This window comes from Aeromonas sp. 30P, from assembly GCF_051919805.1.
GTDB lineage: Bacteria > Pseudomonadota > Gammaproteobacteria > Enterobacterales > Aeromonadaceae > Aeromonas > Aeromonas veronii.
In genome coordinates this window covers 2495821-2513423 of the sequence record NZ_JBQBEA010000001.1, presented here as the reverse complement: position 1 = coordinate 2513423, position 17603 = coordinate 2495821, and the positions used below count along the sequence as shown (strand labels likewise).

Genomic DNA, 17603 nt, shown 5'->3' with positions numbered 1-17603 from the left:
CTGTTGATTTGGATAGAAAAGGGGGCGTAATGCGGGTTTATTGCAAAGTGTGTGGCCAGCGGGGCCGCATTACCAAGACCAACCGACTGAGCGATGATGTCTCGGATCTCTACTGCCAGTGCACCGATGCAGAGTGTGGCCACAGCTGGGTGGCCACCTTGTCGTTCGCCCACACCCTAAGCCCCTCGGCCAAGACCACCAACCAGCTGGTGCTCAGCTTGATGGGCTCACTCACGCCAGAGGGGAGGCAGTTGGTATTGAAAGGACTGGGGGCGCAATAGCGCCCCTATTTTCATTTATTTTTTTTATATTTTTTTATGTAATTCTGTGCAAGTTCCTTGGCACTGATTAACTCGTCAGGTGTCAATTTATCAGCTGTGTTCTTTATAGCATCGATTGCATCTTCATATTCATTAGATGCTGAGGCAGAATACCAAGCATAAGCTTTTTTATTATCTGACACAACACCAGAGCCCTCCAAATACATAGTCCCTAGCTTAAATTGGGCAGTGTTATGTCCCTGTTCCGCGGCTTTGAGATACCACTCAAAAGCTTGTTTTTCATTTTTTGGAATACCCTCGCCAAAATAATAGGATGCCCCAAGATAAAACTGTCCATCAGCATTTCCTTGTTCTGCTGCCTTTCGGTACCACTCAACAGCTTTTTTATAGTCTTCATTTAGACCGAGGCCAAAATAGTAGCTTAAACCAAGATTAACTTGACCTTCTGCTAACCCTTGGTTAGCCGCCTTCTGATAAAATTCGACTGATTTTTGAATATCCTGTGGGACAATTTCACCATCCCCATAAATTTCACCAAGTTGATTTTGTGCAGAAGCATCTCCTTTTTTTGCCAATTCAATTAAGTTAGCTAAAGATACCTCTTCCGCATGAACCAGAGTGTTGAACCCTAACAGAAGCATTAAGCTAATCAGAAATATTTTCTTCATTTGTTGTTACCACTATAGTTTATTATGTAATGTCAAATATAGCACGAGACTTAATTGAGTACCAGTCATTTGGGGGGCCATTTTGGTCAGGCGGGATGAGCTGTGTAGGGAGCGATTGGTTTGCTGAAGCCAGAGGGGTGGTAATTTTTTAAAGTGCCGCTTATTGCATCTTAATAAAGTCACATGGACACTTTTATATCTAATATTTAGCAATTGGGGATTAAGCCGTTGCGCTTGAATGCACTTTTGGTATGAATGCATTGTGAAACACTGCAACAACGGATCGTGGTGTGAGTACTCTTACAATTGAAGTATTTGGTATAACAGCAGATCTATGGCATGCCCGACTACCTGGGCTGCCTGCAATCGGCGCTGCTTAACTAGGATGCCACCCTGTTTAGGCGCAAATACTTCCTCAATGGCGCCCACATGGGCTTCATCTTCTACGCCACCGACCCGAACATGGACGATGACACCGAGGATGAGATGAAGGAGATGATTGCGAGCAGTAAGGGCGTCGGGAACTTTCGCTCCATGTTTGTGAACATCCCGGACGGCAAGCCCGATGGCATCAAGTTTATTCCGGTGGGGGATATCGCCACCAAGGACGAGTTCGCGGCCATCAAGGGGATCACCGCTCAGGACGTATTGACCTCTCACCGCTTTCCGGCGGCGCTGGCCGGCATCATTCCGACCAATGGCGGGGGAGGGCTCGGGGATCCCGAGAAGTACGATGCCACCTATGCGCGCAACGAGGTGCTGCCGCTGTGTGAGCTTATCCAGGATGCCATCAACAGCGCGGGACTCCCTCGCTCCCTCTGGGTCGATTTTCGGGAGAATATCGGTTCAACTGTATAAACAAACAGTGTTTGCCGTGGCAAGATAGGCTGTTGATTTGGATAGAAAAGGGGGCGTAATGCGGGTTTATTGCAAGGTGTGTGGCCAGCGGGGCCGCATTACCAAGACCAACCGACTGAGCGATGATGTCTCGGATCTCTACTGCCAGTGCACCGATGCCGAGTGTGGCCACAGCTGGGTGGCCACCTTGTCGTTCGCCCACACCCTGAGCCCCTCGGCCAAGACCACCAACCAGCTGGTGCTGAGCTTAATGGGGTCACTCACACCGGAGGGGCGGCAGATGGTACTGAAAGGACTGGGGGCGCAATAGCGCCTCTAGTTATTCTCCCATTCTTGCGCGATGGGGCCGCCATATATATTGCTTGTATGGTCGTGTATGACTTAACGCCGTGCTTTGGGGCAAAACGGAGCGCAGCGTAGTTTTGTCCCTAGCAGCACGTTGTTAAGCCCCTTCTCTAGCAGTAGTGAAATAGCTATTTTCAAGATATTGATACCAATGCTCGAAGGTTTCGTTTTCTCCTTTGGGGGCATAGGGATTACCATTTTTGTAAAGAGTACCACCAATCAAATAGTGAGAAACACGAATTTTAAGCACACCATCAACGACAGAAAGACTGTTGAATTTTGAGGAGTTTCTTCCCTCGCGAATGAAATAAAAATATATGTGATGGTTTGTATTAGAAAGCTCAAGAAGCTTTTTAAAGGTATCTAAATCGGGGTGGTGTGTACGAACCACCTCGATGATTACATTGGGATAGGCTGAACGAGGAAAGAATTTATTTGTGTCCCTGCCTGCAATATCAGGCTGAATGTAAGTGCTTTCATGAAATGCAATCCGCGCATCTGATTCCTTAAACCACTTATAATCACTATCATTAAGTGGACTAAAAATCACTTGCTCTTCATAATGTCGAGCTTCCCCGAAAACATTAGTCGAAAACTTAACTGCTCCAATTTCTGGATTCACCAATTCATCATGCAGGTATTTAACACAATCATCATGTGTTGGATTGTTTTCTTCTCTTCCGAGCCTTCTGCCAAAAGATGGACTTCTGTAGTGGTCTAATCATCCCGGACATCATTTTAGGTGGTACAGTCGCCACCATGACCTGAGGTGTTCAATGACAAGATTACGTCGCTCATTTACTGCCGAATTCAAACTCGAAGCCGCATCCCTGGTGCTCGACCAGGGATATTCAGTCCCCGAAGCCAGCCGTTCACTGGATGTCGGTGAAACCGTACTGCGCCGCTGGGTTCAGCAGCTCCAATCCGAACGCTGCGGCACAACCCCAATCAGCAAAGCGCTAACTCCTGAGCAGCAGAAAATCCAGGAGCTGGAAGCCCGTATCAATCGACTCGAACGTGAAAAGGACATTCTAAAAAAGGCTACTGCTCTCTTGATGGCGGACGACTTCACACGTACGCGCTGATAGACCGATTAAGGGAGCAAGCCCCCATCACCCTGGTCTGCTGCGCTTTCGATGTTCCAACATCCTGTTTTTACGACTATCTGGCTCGCAGGCGGGCGATTAACCGTGAACGTATGCAACCGCGCTGTGAGCTGCGCCGTTTGTTCAAAGCGAGCCGGAACTCAGCGGGCAGCCGTGCCTTGATGTCGATGATGCGGGAGTTGGGGTATCAGATTGGCCGATTCAAAGTACGTAACCTGATGAAGGAAGCCGAGTTGGTATCCAAACAGCCGGGCGCACACCGTTATAAGGTGGCACGGTCTGAACGACCGGACATTCCCAATCTGCTGGCCCGCGAATTTGATGTCCAGCAACCCAATCAGGTGTGGTGTGGCGATATTACCTACGTCTGGGCAGGTTGTCGTTGGCATTACCTGGCAGCGGTGCTTGACCTGTACACCCGACGGGTCGTGGGCTGGGCGATGTCTGACAAACCTGATGCAGAATTGGCAATCAAAGCACTGGAGATGGCCTATCAGCAGCGGGGTTGCCCATCCGGTGTGCTATTTCACTCTGACCAGGGCAGCCAATATGGTAGCCGAGCATTTCGGCAACGACTGTGGCGCTATCGCATGACCCAGAGTATGAGTCGGCGTGGCAACTGCTGGGATAATGCCCCGATGGAACGGTTGTTCAGAAGCCTGAAGTCAGAGTGGCTCCCGGCAACGGGATATATGAGCTTGCGAGAGGCGAAGCGGGATATCAGTTACTACCTGATGGATTACTACAACTGGCGGCGTCCACATCACCACAATGACGGGATACCGCCAGCAAAAGCCGAGGTTCGGCCTAACCCAGTGTCCGGATTTAGTTGACCACTACATTCCCACCCTTCTATAGTGAGGAGTGTTTTCATTCCTAACAGGTACAACAATACAGTCGTCATCATTAAGAAGAGGTTCCTCTTTCATTCTTGGATACAGAATAGGATCAAAGATGTTTTGTTTGGTATATTCTCTACCTGAGATTAGCCCTATTGGCACGGTTTCTCCTTAGGCTTAACGCTCTGTTAAGGGGTGAGCAACGCAATACAAATGCTACCGCATACCACCTTAAACACTAAACGCAACGCATAGTAAAAATGCCAAGCGTTGCGAATCACTCTTAAACAGGTTGTTATACGAATTACATCACCTTGATTTTTATCGTATAATCACCACCCATTTTGGGTGAATTTCCAAAAACATTTAGTGACTGTTCAACTGCATTGAAGCTATAAGTTTGATAGAGAGTTGAGAAGTCAAGATGAAAGCGCTCTGCCGTAAGAACTCCGGACTCAGTGAGCTTTATGTCACCATCATTGTATCCATTTCGAATAAACTTAACGGTTGTTAACTCCGTCGCGTTTACAACCTGGCTTTTATATTCAATAAAAGCTTGAAATTCACAGTTTCCAAAAGAGTCTTTTTCTAATTCTAGTGCATCGACAAATTCTGTCATCGCTAAAGATGATGTCATCTGCATTCTCCTATCGTATAACAGTGATTAGATGGAAGGCGGTTCTAATCTGTTAATCGAGCCTTCCATATAACTCCGAACCACCCCGATAAAACTCGTTTTAAACCACGACCTTATCAGCCTGTCACTGGTGCTGAACGCACTCGAAGTGACTCCTCTTTTGGCTCCTATTTTGTCACGGCGCAACAATACACTCAAGGAACTGCAATGGAAAGCTCCACCAAGCCTCGTCTTCGTGAGCAAGTCAGGATTGTGAGCGAGGCGACCCGTATCACCTGGTGTATCTGGCCGAGATGTTGGGCGGCGGAATGAGAGAAAAGAAAGGAGAGGGCCTTCTGGTACTCATAGCAGCAGGCCCTGAGCGGTATTTACTTAAAGTGATTGAGTGACGGCGTCTACATGTTGACGGTGGTCAGCCACCACCTGGTGCAGTGCTGGATTGTACCTTGGGTTGAGCTGTTCGGCTGCGCCTGGGTTGGCGCGATCTGTGATGCTGCCCGGGGCGATAAAGAGGGTGCGGCCGGTGACGGCGCAGCGGATGGTACCGCTCTGGTCGATGGCCACGGGGGTGAGCTCTTCGACAACGTGGCGGCGGCCAATAGGGCGGCCATCTCTTGAGTACACCAGCACGATGGGGCGGTTGGCTCTGGCCTGAAACGGGTTCGGCACCTCGGTGGTGATGGCGGGCAGGGCCAGCGCTGCTGTAGGATGCAGGTCACCCGATTATCCAGGCGGCGGTAATCTTCCCGACTGACGGTTTGCTTGCTGTTCATGTTCATGCCCACTTTTCGCTGTAGTCGTCCTGTTCCTGCAACCACTCGGGCGTATCCAGCCCCTCCAATACCTTCCACATCTCGGACTGATAGGGCTCGGGCAGCATCTCGATCCAGCGGTGTGCCCCAGCGTGGCCTTGTGCCTGATAAATCTTGCCGCACAGCTCAACCAGCATCGGCCAGTCCGGCTCGTCTTCCGGAACCACGTATTCATCCGGCAGGTCCTGTTCGGCTGGCTGTAGTCTATCCAGTTGCAAATCAGGCTCGCTTGGAAGCGATCGGCTCGACTGCACCTGCCCGTTCTCAAGCCAGAGGGTGAAACCGTCTGACCTGATACTGGCGCCAGCCCGTAATCGGTCGATGGAGAAGGGTGATAACCCCCATTGTTCCCTCATGATCTGCTCTGTGAAGGCATCAGGATCTGGCCGCGTACAGTTATTGTCAGAGCTCCAAGGTGCCGGGCTGTCGCCCGTCTTAACCCCAACCCCCCTCGCTGCAGCCTCGGCGGCTTTCCTGGCTTCATGGGTGCCGGCAGGCACAATTTCCCACCCTTGCAGGCGGGTCTTGATGCCAAGGCGAGCGGAGGTAATGCCCATCAGGCGCTTGATGTCTTCGCCATAGCTGTTGGCCTGCTCCTCGATGAGGTGGGCCAGCTTGATGGGGTGTTCGGCACGGGTCGCCAGTGCACCGCCCATGGCGTGCAGATAGCAGCGAAAGATGCCGTTATCCGCGGCAAAGCGGGCTGCTTCAAAGCGCGGGTCTTGCAGCACGGGCTTGGGTGGGCCAACCAGTTCGGCATTTTTCTTGGCGTTGCTGATGCGGCGCAGCTCGCGCCATACCCCGACCGGGGCGCCCCCGATCTGCTGGAAGGTGCGAATGCCCCACCAACTGGCCCAGGCCACGGCATGCAGGGCCCCTTCATCTGCGGCGGTGTCAGCCTCTTCGTCATCGTCCAGGTAGGCGCCGTCGATATTCTTGGCAATGTATTTGGCGATATAGCCCGCGGCATTCCCCTTGGCCGGGTCTATCTCTTTCCAGTCGAAGCGGGGAGTAAAGTCGGTAAAGGGTGGGGCGCCCTTGATATCCCGCACCAGCTCTTCGTGATCATCGGTCAGGGCATAGCGTTGCAGAATGCCGATCACCCGGTTGCGATCTTCCGGGCGCATAAATAGCAGCAGATGCCAGTGCGGGGTGCCGTCGTGGTGAGCCTCGCACACGCGAAATCCATAAACGGGGGCGTTCCACCGTTTGAGGGCCGCCCTGGCACGGCTCCAGAGTTTGGCCAGATAGGCACAGGTTTCCCGCGGCGTGGCCCCTTGATATCGTTTGTTCTCTACCGCTTTGCCGTTGTGCTTTTGTGTCCAGGCATGAAAGCGACTCGGGGCTGTCCAGGTGAAGAAGACCCCCACATGACCCTGCTCCTCGGCATAGTCATTGAACCCCCGCGCACGCACCATCATTTCGTTGCGGCGGTTCACCGGGTTGGCGTTGCTGGCCTCCCAGCAATCCTTCATCGACACGACCAGGTCATACTGCTCGTTGACCACTTCCGACTCGGCCAGCCAGCGCATCATGGCCCGCTTGCGTTCGCGCACCACCTTCATGGTGGCGTTCGATACATAAGCCGACACGCCCTTGCGTACCTTGCCGAGCAGAATGTTGATCTGCTCCTGCAGGCGGTCCCAGCAGCGGTTGACGCGCTTCTCCCACCACTTGGCAGAGAGCAGGCGCACCAGCACGCTCAGGATCCAGTTATCCCGCACTTCGTCGGATTTGAACTTGGGCATCTTGCCGATAAAGCCCCACTGGTCGGCAGGCTGACGCATCAGCTCCCAGGTCTGCAGCAGATCCGGCTCGGCTCCGTCTTTAATGCCCTGTTCGATGTTCTTGTAAATGGCTGCGGTCTGGTTGGCGAACTGGTGGGCCACCTTCTTGCGGCCGTCTTCATCGCGCATCTCCCTCGGGTTGACCGGAATGGCGTGGAGCAGCTGGCGCACCCAGCGGGTTCGCTCACGCAGCCAGATATTTGCTGCCCGGCAATGGGTGAAGCTGCAATCCTTGCGGCGTCGTGCGTACTGCTTGAACAGGTCGCGGGTTAACTCGGGGGAGAGGCCATCGAGCAACTGGATGGCCCACAGCAGATCGTATTGGCCGCGTGGGCCGCCGAAAACGGCGTCAAAGTTGACGCCGGGCAGAGAGTTGCAAAGGGTATTGACGCGCTGCAGCTGTGCTTTTCTCGACAGCGGCAGCCGGGCGGTGAGCTTGGTCATGCGTTAAGCGGATAACGTCTTGATGCGAAACAGGCATCCACTGATGCGCTGCTTTGCATGGGTTTTCATTCGACGGGTGGCCGCGCACTGACGCAGCAATAGCTTGATGCTGACGTGGGGGCGGGCAGGTAGCCGGCGCGCATGGGCCAGCTCCCGTTGATAAAGACGCAGCCGAGCTGCGTCTTCCCGATAGGTCTCTTGCCAGCGATACATCTGGCTGGTCAGTTCCTGCTGCAGGTGATGAGTCACTTGATCACCTCACCTTGTCCATGCAGTGGCGCGCACTCCTGCCACCACTCGCCGATCTCTTTGGCCAGCGCGGTTGCCCCCTGGCCCAGCGCCAGCCAATAGACAGAGCGCACCGCACCGAGCGCCAGCAGCTCCCGGGGGATATCCCGATTGCCTCTGGCCTCACCGCCGGCGGCGATAAACTCGGCGCGGGCTGCCAGCCAGTGGGTGGTCAGCTGGTTGTGTGCGGGGAGTGGTGCCGCCTCTTCATCGTCTTCGTCGCCGTCATCATCGAGCAGATCAGCCGGGTTGCTGGTCGCAACCAGCTGCAGCTGGATGTACTGCTGGCCGGAATAAACCCCGCCCAAGGCGATGCGGTTATCTTCGGCATTGGCGGCAAACATATCGGCCAGCAGTCCCTCGACCACCTTGGGTGCCTGGCGGGCAATCTTGATGATGTCGCTCATTGGCAGGCCCTCCGGTTGATGCTGACAAACAGCTGGTGCCAGCGCAGGGCACGCTTTGCCTGGGCCATCAGGGATTTACCCTCTGTGCCTCGATATTGGTGAGCGTGTCGTACTTTGGCAGTGAGCCGCTGGCGCAGGCGCGGCAACTCAGCCAGCGCCTCCTGCTCGGATACGGGATGGAAGATCTTGCTCATGCCTGCACCTCCGGCGTGGCGATGCCGGTCAGCAGCCAATCGACATGGCGTTTCAGCTCAGGGTGGTTGGCGATCAGCAGGAACAGGCCGCCCCCGATCTCACGGTATCCCAGCTCATAGTTCTTGAGCGTGGTGGGTGGAATGCCGAGCTGGTCGGCAAACTTGGGGCGGCTCAGCTTCAGCTGTTCCCGCAACTGGCGCAGGCGCTTGGCGGCATGGTGGTTGAGCAGGTTGATTTGGGTCGGTTGTGCATTCATGGTCAGGCTCCTTGTTGAGTGGTGCAGGGGTTGATGCGGCTGAACAGAGAAGCCCAAGCCAGTGCGGTTGATCGCTCGATAAGCGCAACCCCGTCCGGGTGTTGGCTAAGACGGGCGCCATAGCGGCCCGTCAGCTTGCGTTGTTGGATGCGAAGGTTGCGCAGGGCGCAGGGGATCGCTAAAGTTGCCATGTCGACTTCCTCATACGTTGTTGATAGAGGCCCGCTTGGAGTTGCCGCTCCGTAATGCGGGCTTTTTTATTGCCCAATAGGACGTGGTCCTTGCCCAATCATCTGGCTTGCCGCCAGCACCGCGCGCTTCATGCGAAGTTTTGCCGCTCTCTCTTTCTTCTCCCTCTCTATATCCCCGATGGATCTGGCACTTGGTGCCGGGTGCCACACCTTGCGGTCACAGCCGCCGCGAAAATCGCTCTGATACTCCAGTGCGATCACGGCCAACCTGATCGCTTCGCGCCGTGCATGCGGCAGGGTCGACAGGGTTGCTGTCATCAGCTCGTTTCGAGATTGGCGGGCGATTGCACAGATGGCCGCTTTCTTGGCCAGGCTCAGTGCCAGCCAGTCGGTGTCCAGGCTGGAGCGATGTTTGCCGAAAATCTCGCGAAGCAGCATGCAGCCGGCGGTGTTCATGGCCACCTGTTGGTCTGGCGTCAGGCCAGCCAGGTTGCGTTGTTCATGGTCAATGCGTTGGGTTTGCATGTGTTCCCCCCCCTTTACATGGTCATGGTTTGCATCAGGATGTCTGACGCACAGGCCAGGGTTGGCACCGCCTGAAAGCGGGCCTCAATGTCGTGGATCAGGATGGCGAGTGACCCCATGGCCGAAGTGGCCACGCTCACCAGGGTGTTGCGCTCAGAGCGGGTGATCCGGCCCCGGTCTGTCAGCTCCAGCGCTCGTTGGCCAATGCTGGCGATCTTGGCGTTCAGGTCGATAGCCTGGTGGGGCAGGGAAGGGGCTCGTTCTGCCTGTGGGATGGCTACGGCCGTCAAGCCACAGCCAAACAGGGCGCCATCGAACAGGGTTTCATCCCCCTCACTTGCCTGAGTGATGGCAATCAACTCGGCCACCGTCAGCTCGTGGGGTTGGTCTGGGTTTAACTTGTTGCGCAGGATCTGCGGATTCATGCCAGTTCGCTGGGCGATCTCGGCCATGTTGTGACTGGCCGCAAAGCGTTGGCAGGCGCTGATCCAGTGCGGATGTTTGCTGGCGTATTCGGTAAACATGCGAGGTTCTCCTTGACCCGTTATGGTGTTTGCAGGTTCACGCGAGCGTCATGGTGACGTAGCGCTCAGCCTGATAACGGGCTTTCAGGAACAGGGCGTAAAGATTGACCTCGCGAGGTGCACCCGGGCCGTCTTGCAAAATGGGCAATTGGCCGCGGTCGGCACGCTTTTTAACGGCCCCAACCGTCAAGCCTTGGCGCTTGGCGTACTCCTCTAGGCTTTCGCTGACCCGATCACCAAAGGGGTAATCAAGCGGTAGTTGGCTCACATCACTGGGGATGCGGATAGGTTTGATTCGAGTAGTCATGATGAATCCTTCTTAGGGGGTTCAAACACAAGGAGTGGGTTGTTGCTGGGTACTGCCCGAGTCGGCTTTTAACTTGCCGCCGGTGAGTACCTCGATCTGGTAGGCGCGGCCTTTGGGGATGGTGTTATCCCATTTGCTAACCGCTACATGGGAGATCCCAAGAGCCTTGGCTGTTGCCGTTACGGTGCCAAAGTGCTCTAAGACAGTACTTTTCTGCATTATTTCTCGCTCCCTTTTTTGTTACCTAAGTGTCGAATTGATTGAAAGGTAACTTATGGGTCGGGTTCAAATCAAGCTGTTTCGTTGCTTTAGTTACGTCACCGAGTGGTAACTTAGGTTTATGGAAACAATCAATGACCGTATTGCAGCACGCAGGCGTGCGCAGAAAATGAGCCAAGATGAGCTTGCAAGGCGCATCGGGATTACTCGTGTCTCAATTAGCAAGTGGGAATCTGGACTTAACCAGCCGAAAGGCCGCTATCTCAATGACTTGGCGGCAGCGCTGGGGGTAACCGTTGAGTGGCTATTGACGGGGGAGGGGAGTGCTCCTGAATCATCAGGGGAGCCACGGATACCTGGTTATCACAACGTCGAACCAGCAGTGATTTTTCAGGGTAAACGGATCCCGATTCTGAGCTATGTCCAAGCGGGCAACTGGCGTGAGATGTGCGAGCAAGCCACCGCCTTCGATGGCAATGTCGAATATGTATCAGCAGGGGGCGAGATCGGCCCATACGGCTTTGGCCTGTGGTTACGTGGTGACTCCATGGTGCCGCTATTCAAGGAAGGGGATCTCATCATCGTTGATCCTGATGAGTCACCCCAACCAGGGGATTACGTCGTGGCCAAGAACGGTAGCAACGAGGCCACTTTCAAGAAGTATCGGCCCCGCGGCATTGATGAGAACGGTCAAGAGGTGTTTGAACTGGTCCCCCTCAATGACGATTATCCCACCATGCACTCCGACCGGCAGCACATCCAGATCATCGGCGTGATGGTTGAACACAGATCATATAGAAAAAGACAAACAGGGCGCTAACTTAGTCATTTAAGGGGTAAGCTATGCAAATAGAGCTAAAAATAGAATATATAGATAGCTTATTATCCATAGTTAAATCAAACATGGTTTCATTTTTAAAGCAAAAAGATGATGATAACAACAATGAGAATAAAAATTTATCTTATGCGGATGGGATTTTATTTCAGATAAATGGGTTAAATGAAAATCTATATACTATTAGCAAGGGGCGTGGAAAGTCATCTCCATTTTTAATGGAATCAGAAAAATATTGTCTTTTGGTTAATAAATATCTTGATGCTTTGTCCTCTATGTTTGAATTCATTATTTATCGAGAGGGCGGGATATCACTTGGTACAGTAGAGCAGGCATGTTTTTTTTCAAGAAAAATAAATAGTCTGAGCAAGGAGGAACAACTTAACATCAATGAAAGCGAGAAAAGCTTCCATTTAAAAGTCATTAATGAAAAGTCAACGCTGTTTATTGCTGATTTAATTGTAATTAATTCGTTGATTGAACATGAAAAACAAGAGTCAAATAAATATTTTTATTTCGAGGAAAGCAAAAACAAAATTGATTTTGAATTTAATAAAATTAAAAAAAGAGTAAGTGATGAGATAAGTGATTTAAAAAAAATGTCTAATGATGATAGGGACTCCCTAGCCAAAAAAGAGCTAGAAGTGAAAAAATCAATAGACAAACTTGATTCACTGCTTAATCAATATGAAGGGAAATACTCAGCATATCTTGATGCTATTAAGTATGATATTTCTGAATATAGAGAAAAAGTGGAAAATGTATGTAGTGCGGTAGATGATACAGCGTTATATGCTACAGAAAAACTTAAAGTTGTAGATGGATTACTTCAGAAAACCAGTCAAAGAGGAATGGCATCAGCGTTTCAACAGCGTTGTAGAGCACTTATTCTCCCCCTATTAATTTGGGTTTTCGTATTCTTCATTTGTTTGACGGGGTTAACATATGTTGGCATGGAGTTTGTAAGTCATGTTTTTTCTGCGGAAAAACTAACTGCCCAGAATATAGCGAAGATAGCTGTAACGTTACCATTAATATGGGGGGCATGGTTTTCCGCAAAACAGTATAACCATATAAGTCAGTTACGTGAGGATTATGCTTACAAAGTGGCAATTGCTATGACTTACCATGGTTACAAAGATGAGGCTGAGAGTGTTCATGGAGATATGAGTGGTAAATTACTTGATAGTATCGTAATGCAATTTTCTGAGAATCCTGTTCGTCTTTATCGGACGGAGAATGATGCCTCCATACTAGAGGCTGTTGTGAAAAACAATAAACTCGCAGACCTTATTTCTGCAATAAAAGGTGGCAAATGAGAAGTTGCCATAATGTTATGGGTGCCTATTTTTAGGTTGTAGGCATAATTGAATACCTCATGCCATTAAATAATTAATTATTAAACTGTTTGGTTTAAAATATGATTCGTCGTTTTGTTTTTGTTGTCTTATGTGCGTTGCCATTCATCTTAGTTTCTTTGCTTTGGTGGAAATATCCTAATTGGATTGTTTATGAATGGATGTTTGGGAACATGCTCACTGGAAAGGTGTTTGCTCCCAGCCTAGGTGAGTTTGGTGATGTATATGGAGCACTTAATACTCTTTTTTCTGGTCTTGCATTCTCTGGTGTTATTATATCTATTATTTTACAATCAGCAGAACTAAGGGCAACTAGGAAGGAGATGGAGGCACAAGTATCACAATTTGAACTACAAACAAAAGCAATGCAAAAGCAAGTTTTTGAAAGTACTTTTTTTAATATGATTTCATTACATAATTCCATGTCTTCTAGAATGAGAGATGGGGATGTTTTTTCAAATATGTGTAATGAACTAAATGATAATGCGCAGCATATAAATATAACACGAGCTGATGGTAGTGATCTATTATCATACTTGAAAGTTATCTATGGCCATTTTATGAGTAATAATTACGATAAGATAGGGCACTACTTTAGGTATCTATATCAAGTCTTTAATTTTATTGAATTAATTGACCTTGCATTTGATGAAAAAAAACATACGCAAATATATTGCGCGCTCAAATTTCAAACCAAGAATTCAATCTTTTGTTTATTAATTGTTTGTGTTATGGACGCAGTGATAAGTTTAAAAAGCTAGTGGAGAAATACTCTTTTTTTGAGCATGTCTATTATAATGAGATCGCTATTTTCGTCGATGCTCTCAATGAAAATTTAGGTTTTCATTATGGCGATGGAAGTACGGTGTATTCATTAGAAGATGTGCAATCATTATATCTTCCATCTGCATTTGATGTTTTAAATGATGCTTAATTTGGTATTATTTTACCGTATCTACTGATAGATGCTTAGTTATTCTGAATGCCTATCAATCATCACTCTATTCTCATCACAATCTATTTTAGCATTATATTCTGTCGCCCCATTTGAACAGCGCTAACTAACATAAACTGCTGTATATAATCACAGTCTGTTGGTTGAAGGGAGATGACAATGAGAGTACAAAATTTGTTAACCTGGGTATGGTTCTTTGCTCAAAAAATGTTGACATCTCCCCTGAATAAGGAGGCGTGGTATGAGCATCAAGTCCACGCCTGATGGTTACCTGGTCGATATCCGGCCGCAGGGGAGGGAAGGCAAGCGGATCCGCAAGCGCTTCAAAACCAAGTCCGAGGCCCTGCAGTTCGAGCGCTGGGTGATCGCCACCGAACACAACAAAGAGTGGGTGGAGCGGCCAGCAGATAACCGGACGCTCTCCGAGCTTATCGAGCTTTGGTGGCGTTACCATGGCCAGACGCTGAAGTCGGGGGTAAATGCCATTACCCGACTGCGCAAATTGGATGCTGCATTGGGCTATCCTCAGGCCCGGCAAATAAACCGTCTGTTGTTTGCTGAGTATCGGGCTCAACGTCTGCAAGCCGGTTGCCAGCCCAGTACGCTCAACTGGGAGCAGGATAGGCTTAGCGGTGTCTTTTCCGTGCTGATTGCATTGGGGCACTATCACAATGAACATCCACTCAAGGGCCTGAAAAAGGTCAAACAGGTAGACCGCGCTATGGGGTATCTCACCCATGAGGAAATTGGTCGCCTGCTGGCCGCGCTGACTGGTGACAACCTGAAAGTGGTCAAGTTGTGTTTGGCCACCGGTGCCCGCTGGAGCGAGGCGACAGGGCTGCGACGGGATGATGTAATTGCTAGCCGGGTGACCTACATCAACACCAAGAACGGCAAGAACAGGACCGTACCCATCTCAGCCGCACTGGCGAAGGAGATTACACAGGGTATTCATCGTGGCCTGTTATTCAAAGATGTTGACTATCTGCTGGTGCGTGACGTGATCAAGCAAGTGGCCCCTGATTTGCCAGCAGGGCAGGCGGTTCATGTGCTGCGCCATACGTTCGCTTCTCACTTCATGATGGCGGGTGGAAATATCCTGGCACTGCAAAAAATTCTGGGGCATCAGAACATTCATCAGACGATGACTTATGCCCACTTTGCACCGGATTATCTGAATGATGCGGTCCGCTTCAACCCGTTGGAAAACCATCTTCAACCAGCTTGATCTTCCCCGAGAATCGGCAGAAAAAAGTGTCCACATTTTGCCAATTTTGGTGTCTTTTCACGTCCCAAAGTGTCCCCTTGTGTGGCACTTAACTCCTTGATTTAAATCTAACTCATTGAAATTAAAGAAATAAAAATGGCAGCCGAGGCTGCCATTTCTATTGATGTCTTATGTCGTTCTGGTTCAGGAGAGCTTGCGATCCTGATCCGGCTCGAACTGATGGCCTGATTTCTCCAGTTCCAGGTTCTCTTCGGAGCGTTTGCCCACCCAGTAATCGGCGTTCTTGATGCCGAGCTTCTCAGGGTGGAATACGGGGTCAATACCTTGTGCCTGCTGCGCTTCATAATCCTTCAGACAGGTGAAGGCGGTCTTTTGCAGCAGCAGAATGGCGATGATGTTGAGCCATGCCATCAGGCCGACTCCGATATCACCCATGCCCCACGCCAGATCTGCAGTCTTGACGGTGCCGTAGACGGTGGCAGCCATCAGCGCAATCTTCAGCAAGAAGGTGAGCCAGGGGCGATTAATCTTGCGGTTGATGTAGGCGATGTTGGTTTCGGCGATGTAGTAGTAGGCAACGATAGTGGTGAACGCGAAGAAGAACAGCGCGATGGCCACGAAAATGCTGCCAAAGCCCGGCATCATGCTCTCCATGGCGGTCTGCACATAGCCCGGGCCTGCTGCAATACCGGCAATACCCGTGTAGATGGCGGCGCCGTCCGGCCCTTGTACGTTATAGAGACCGGTGATCAGCAGCATAAAGCCGGTGGCGGAGCAGACGAACAGGGTGTCGATATAGACGGAGAACGCCTGCACCAGACCCTGTTTGGCCGGGTGACTCACTGCCGCAGCAGAGGAGGCGTGCGGCCCGGTACCCTGACCCGCTTCGTTGGAGTAGACCCCGCGTTTTACCCCCCACATGATGGCCAGACCCAGAATGGCACCGAAACCGGCATCCAGACCGAAGGCGCTTTTCCAGATCAGCAGGATCACGCCCGGCAGCTGGCCGATATTGAGGGCGATGATGACGCAAGCCACGATGATGTAGCCCAGCGCCATAAAGGGCACTACGGTACTGGCGAAGCTGGCGATACGCTTGACGCCGCCGAAGATAATAAAGCCGAGCAGCAGCGCCAGACCGGCGGCAGTGACGTTCGGATCGATATTAAAGGCGGTCTGCAGGCTTGAACCGATGGAGTTGGCCTGCACGCCAGGCAGCAGCACGCCGCAGGCGAAGACGGTAGCGATGGCGAAGGTCCAGGCGTACCACTTCATGCCAAGCCCTTTCTCGATGTAGAAGGCCGGGCCGCCGCGGTATTCACCGTTGATCTTCTCTTTGTAAACCTGACCCAGGGTGGACTCCACGAAGGCGGAGCTGGCTCCGAGGAAGGCGACCATCCACATCCAGAACAGGGCGCCCGGGCCACCGAAGGTGATGGCGGTGGCCACACCTGCGATGTTACCGGTACCCACGCGACCGGCCAGGGTCATGGCCAGCGCCTGGAAGGAGGAGACACCGGCATCGGTGCTCTTGCCATCAAACATCAGGCGCACCATCTCTTTGATATGACGCAGTTGCAAAAAACGGGTACGCAGGGAGAAGTAAAGACCGACCCCCAGACACAGGTAGATGAGCGCAGGGCTCCAGATTACACCATTGATGGCATTGACGATTTCATTCATGTACAACAACTCCTTTGTTGTGTTTGTGGCGCTGTCTTGGCGAGATCTTGGCCTCGCTCTCTGTCACTGTTTTTGGCCCTGTTTGTTAACAATCCAGTTAACAAATGAGCGCGGGGTTGAGGGGTTAAGCAGAGCGCAAACACGCGCCATGCATGGCTTGTAACATATCGAGTTGTATCGGTGCTTCCCAGCGAAAAATGTTGCCTTGTTGCAAATTTGTGAATTGACAAGGGTGGGGGGATAATGGCAGGCAGCGTTTTCTATGAGTAAAGATGAGATCCTCCTTGTTGATCTGCGCCGGACAATGTGACGGGCGTAACACAATGGAAAGCAAACATGAGGCCAACAATGAAAAATGACCCTGAGACGTTGACGATCCGTCCCCCTGAGGCCGACGACGGGAGCGCCATCGCCCACCTGTTCAGCCAATTGGGGTATCCTGCCGAAGGCGCTGACGTCACGGCGCGCCTGTTGGCGCCGGATCCCGCGAGCGTTGTGCTGCTCGCATCCCTGGCCGACAAGGTAGTCGGCGTGCTGGTGTGGCACAAGCTGGCACCGCTGCATGTTGCACCAGCTTGGGGCCTGATCTCGGCGCTGGTTGTCGATGAAGGGGCAAGAGGGGCGGGAGTGGGCGCAGCCTTGCTCAAGGAAGCAGAAGCGATGGCGCGGGCCGCAGGTTGCGCCCAGCTGGAGCTATCCAGCAGCCTCAAGCGCGAGGCTGCCCACCGTTTCTATCTGGCGCAGGATTATCATGAGCGGCCGAAACGGTTCGTCAAACTGTTGTGACCTGTTGTTTGCATCAAAAGAAGGAGTAGGCGTGCTGGGATGGTTCAAATGGCTGGGTGGTCGCCCGCA

Annotated in this window: 23 protein-coding genes and 2 pseudogenes; 10 read left to right on the top strand and 15 right to left on the bottom strand. The window is 51.6% G+C overall.

The window, feature by feature from the left end; translation table 11 throughout:
• The first annotated feature begins 29 nt into the window (after positions 1–29).
• Positions 30–281, top strand: a complete 252-nt coding sequence (locus tag ACTG2B_RS11570) for an ogr/Delta-like zinc finger family protein (RefSeq protein WP_042067783.1) — start codon at positions 30–32, stop codon at positions 279–281.
• An 11-nt stretch (positions 282–292) separates the two neighbouring features.
• Here the strand turns inward: ACTG2B_RS11570 and ACTG2B_RS11565 are convergent, their stop codons facing one another.
• Entirely contained in the window at positions 293–949 is a 657-nt protein-coding gene (locus tag ACTG2B_RS11565; RefSeq protein ID WP_337074148.1) for a tetratricopeptide repeat protein, read from the bottom strand.
• A 324-nt stretch (positions 950–1273) separates the two neighbouring features.
• Here ACTG2B_RS11565 and ACTG2B_RS11560 point away from each other — a divergent pair.
• Positions 1274–1807: pseudogene (locus ACTG2B_RS11560) on the top strand (phage portal protein); the annotation flags it as partial.
• Between the two features lie 58 nt (positions 1808–1865).
• On the top strand, positions 1866–2117 hold the full coding sequence (locus ACTG2B_RS11555) for an ogr/Delta-like zinc finger family protein (protein WP_017786922.1): 252 nt from the start codon (positions 1866–1868) through the stop codon (positions 2115–2117).
• A 132-nt stretch (positions 2118–2249) separates the two neighbouring features.
• Here ACTG2B_RS11555 and ACTG2B_RS11550 read toward each other — a convergent pair whose 3' ends face one another.
• Positions 2250–2774 (bottom strand): hypothetical protein, encoded by a 525-nt coding sequence (locus ACTG2B_RS11550; protein WP_439995851.1) that lies wholly within the window; start codon positions 2772–2774, stop codon positions 2250–2252.
• A gap of 154 nt (positions 2775–2928) precedes the next feature.
• Between ACTG2B_RS11550 and ACTG2B_RS11545 the strand changes: the two genes are divergently transcribed.
• Positions 2929–4091, top strand: a protein-coding gene (locus tag ACTG2B_RS11545) for an IS3 family transposase (RefSeq protein ID WP_439995850.1) whose coding sequence is annotated in 2 segments (ribosomal slippage) — positions 2929–3184 and positions 3184–4091 — 1164 coding nt in all. Because the reading frame shifts where the segments join, the coding sequence is not laid out codon by codon here.
• 310 nt (positions 4092–4401) lie between these two features.
• On the opposite strand, the gene ACTG2B_RS11540 is transcribed toward ACTG2B_RS11545, so the two are convergent.
• The 12 genes and pseudogenes from ACTG2B_RS11540 to ACTG2B_RS11485 all read right to left on the bottom strand — a co-directional run bounded on the left by ACTG2B_RS11540 (position 4402) and on the right by ACTG2B_RS11485 (position 10689).
• A complete protein-coding gene (locus tag ACTG2B_RS11540; RefSeq protein ID WP_439995848.1) occupies positions 4402–4734 on the bottom strand; it encodes a hypothetical protein in 333 nt (110 codons plus the stop codon).
• Positions 4735–5106: 372 nt separating this feature from the next.
• Positions 5107–5507, bottom strand: a pseudogene (locus tag ACTG2B_RS11535) (hypothetical protein).
• 2 nt (positions 5508–5509) lie between these two features.
• Positions 5510–7777: a replication endonuclease gene (locus ACTG2B_RS11530; protein ID WP_439995846.1), complete on the bottom strand. Its 2268-nt coding sequence runs from the start codon at positions 7775–7777 to the stop codon at positions 5510–5512.
• Between the two features lie 3 nt (positions 7778–7780).
• Positions 7781–8026, bottom strand: coding sequence for a hypothetical protein (locus ACTG2B_RS11525; RefSeq protein ID WP_439995845.1), 246 nt, complete (start codon positions 8024–8026; stop codon positions 7781–7783).
• Positions 8023–8472 (bottom strand): hypothetical protein, encoded by a 450-nt coding sequence (locus ACTG2B_RS11520; protein ID WP_371139367.1) that lies wholly within the window; start codon positions 8470–8472, stop codon positions 8023–8025. The genes ACTG2B_RS11525 and ACTG2B_RS11520 overlap by 4 nt, the downstream gene beginning before the upstream one ends.
• Entirely contained in the window at positions 8469–8666 is a 198-nt protein-coding gene (locus tag ACTG2B_RS11515; protein WP_439995844.1) for a hypothetical protein, read from the bottom strand. The genes ACTG2B_RS11520 and ACTG2B_RS11515 overlap by 4 nt, the downstream gene beginning before the upstream one ends.
• The gene (locus tag ACTG2B_RS11510; protein ID WP_024943315.1) at positions 8663–8923 is read right to left on the bottom strand and encodes a helix-turn-helix domain-containing protein; all 261 of its coding nucleotides are present in this window, start codon (positions 8921–8923) and stop codon (positions 8663–8665) included. The genes ACTG2B_RS11515 and ACTG2B_RS11510 overlap by 4 nt, the downstream gene beginning before the upstream one ends.
• Before the next feature lie 2 nt (positions 8924–8925).
• Complete coding sequence (locus ACTG2B_RS11505; RefSeq protein ID WP_041213699.1) at positions 8926–9114, bottom strand: hypothetical protein; 189 nt, start codon at positions 9112–9114, stop codon at positions 8926–8928.
• A 66-nt stretch (positions 9115–9180) separates the two neighbouring features.
• Positions 9181–9639 (bottom strand): hypothetical protein, encoded by a 459-nt coding sequence (locus ACTG2B_RS11500; protein WP_439995842.1) that lies wholly within the window; start codon positions 9637–9639, stop codon positions 9181–9183.
• 14 nt (positions 9640–9653) lie between these two features.
• On the bottom strand, positions 9654–10163 hold the full coding sequence (locus ACTG2B_RS11495) for a phage regulatory CII family protein (protein WP_439995840.1): 510 nt from the start codon (positions 10161–10163) through the stop codon (positions 9654–9656).
• A gap of 37 nt (positions 10164–10200) precedes the next feature.
• Positions 10201–10470: a DNA-binding protein gene (locus ACTG2B_RS11490; RefSeq protein ID WP_215782944.1), complete on the bottom strand. Its 270-nt coding sequence runs from the start codon at positions 10468–10470 to the stop codon at positions 10201–10203.
• A gap of 21 nt (positions 10471–10491) precedes the next feature.
• The gene (locus tag ACTG2B_RS11485) at positions 10492–10689 is read right to left on the bottom strand and encodes a Cro/CI family transcriptional regulator (protein WP_158109942.1); all 198 of its coding nucleotides are present in this window, start codon (positions 10687–10689) and stop codon (positions 10492–10494) included.
• Positions 10690–10810: 121 nt separating this feature from the next.
• On the opposite strand from ACTG2B_RS11485, the gene ACTG2B_RS11480 reads away from it, so the two are divergent.
• The 5 genes from ACTG2B_RS11480 to ACTG2B_RS11460 all read left to right on the top strand — a co-directional run bounded on the left by ACTG2B_RS11480 (position 10811) and on the right by ACTG2B_RS11460 (position 15065).
• Positions 10811–11509 carry a LexA family protein gene (locus ACTG2B_RS11480; RefSeq protein ID WP_439995837.1) on the top strand — a complete coding sequence of 233 codons (699 nt, stop codon included), beginning with the start codon at positions 10811–10813 and terminating at the stop codon, positions 11507–11509.
• A 23-nt stretch (positions 11510–11532) separates the two neighbouring features.
• Positions 11533–12843: a hypothetical protein gene (locus ACTG2B_RS11475; RefSeq protein WP_439995836.1), complete on the top strand. Its 1311-nt coding sequence runs from the start codon at positions 11533–11535 to the stop codon at positions 12841–12843.
• A 101-nt stretch (positions 12844–12944) separates the two neighbouring features.
• Entirely contained in the window at positions 12945–13643 is a 699-nt protein-coding gene (locus tag ACTG2B_RS11470) for a hypothetical protein (RefSeq protein WP_439996978.1), read from the top strand.
• The gene (locus ACTG2B_RS11465; protein ID WP_439995834.1) at positions 13556–13816 is read left to right on the top strand and encodes a putative phage abortive infection protein; all 261 of its coding nucleotides are present in this window, start codon (positions 13556–13558) and stop codon (positions 13814–13816) included. The genes ACTG2B_RS11470 and ACTG2B_RS11465 overlap by 88 nt, the downstream gene beginning before the upstream one ends.
• A gap of 262 nt (positions 13817–14078) precedes the next feature.
• Positions 14079–15065 carry a phage integrase gene (locus ACTG2B_RS11460; protein ID WP_439995832.1) on the top strand — a complete coding sequence of 329 codons (987 nt, stop codon included), beginning with the start codon at positions 14079–14081 and terminating at the stop codon, positions 15063–15065.
• A 183-nt stretch (positions 15066–15248) separates the two neighbouring features.
• Here ACTG2B_RS11460 and ACTG2B_RS11455 read toward each other — a convergent pair whose 3' ends face one another.
• Positions 15249–16748 carry an alanine/glycine:cation symporter family protein gene (locus tag ACTG2B_RS11455; RefSeq protein ID WP_159143856.1) on the bottom strand — a complete coding sequence of 500 codons (1500 nt, stop codon included), beginning with the start codon at positions 16746–16748 and terminating at the stop codon, positions 15249–15251.
• Between the two features lie 348 nt (positions 16749–17096).
• Here ACTG2B_RS11455 and ACTG2B_RS11450 point away from each other — a divergent pair, with 348 nt between their 5' ends.
• Positions 17097–17534: a GNAT family N-acetyltransferase gene (locus ACTG2B_RS11450; protein ID WP_323892468.1), complete on the top strand. Its 438-nt coding sequence runs from the start codon at positions 17097–17099 to the stop codon at positions 17532–17534.
• Positions 17535–17603: the final 69 nt, after the last annotated feature.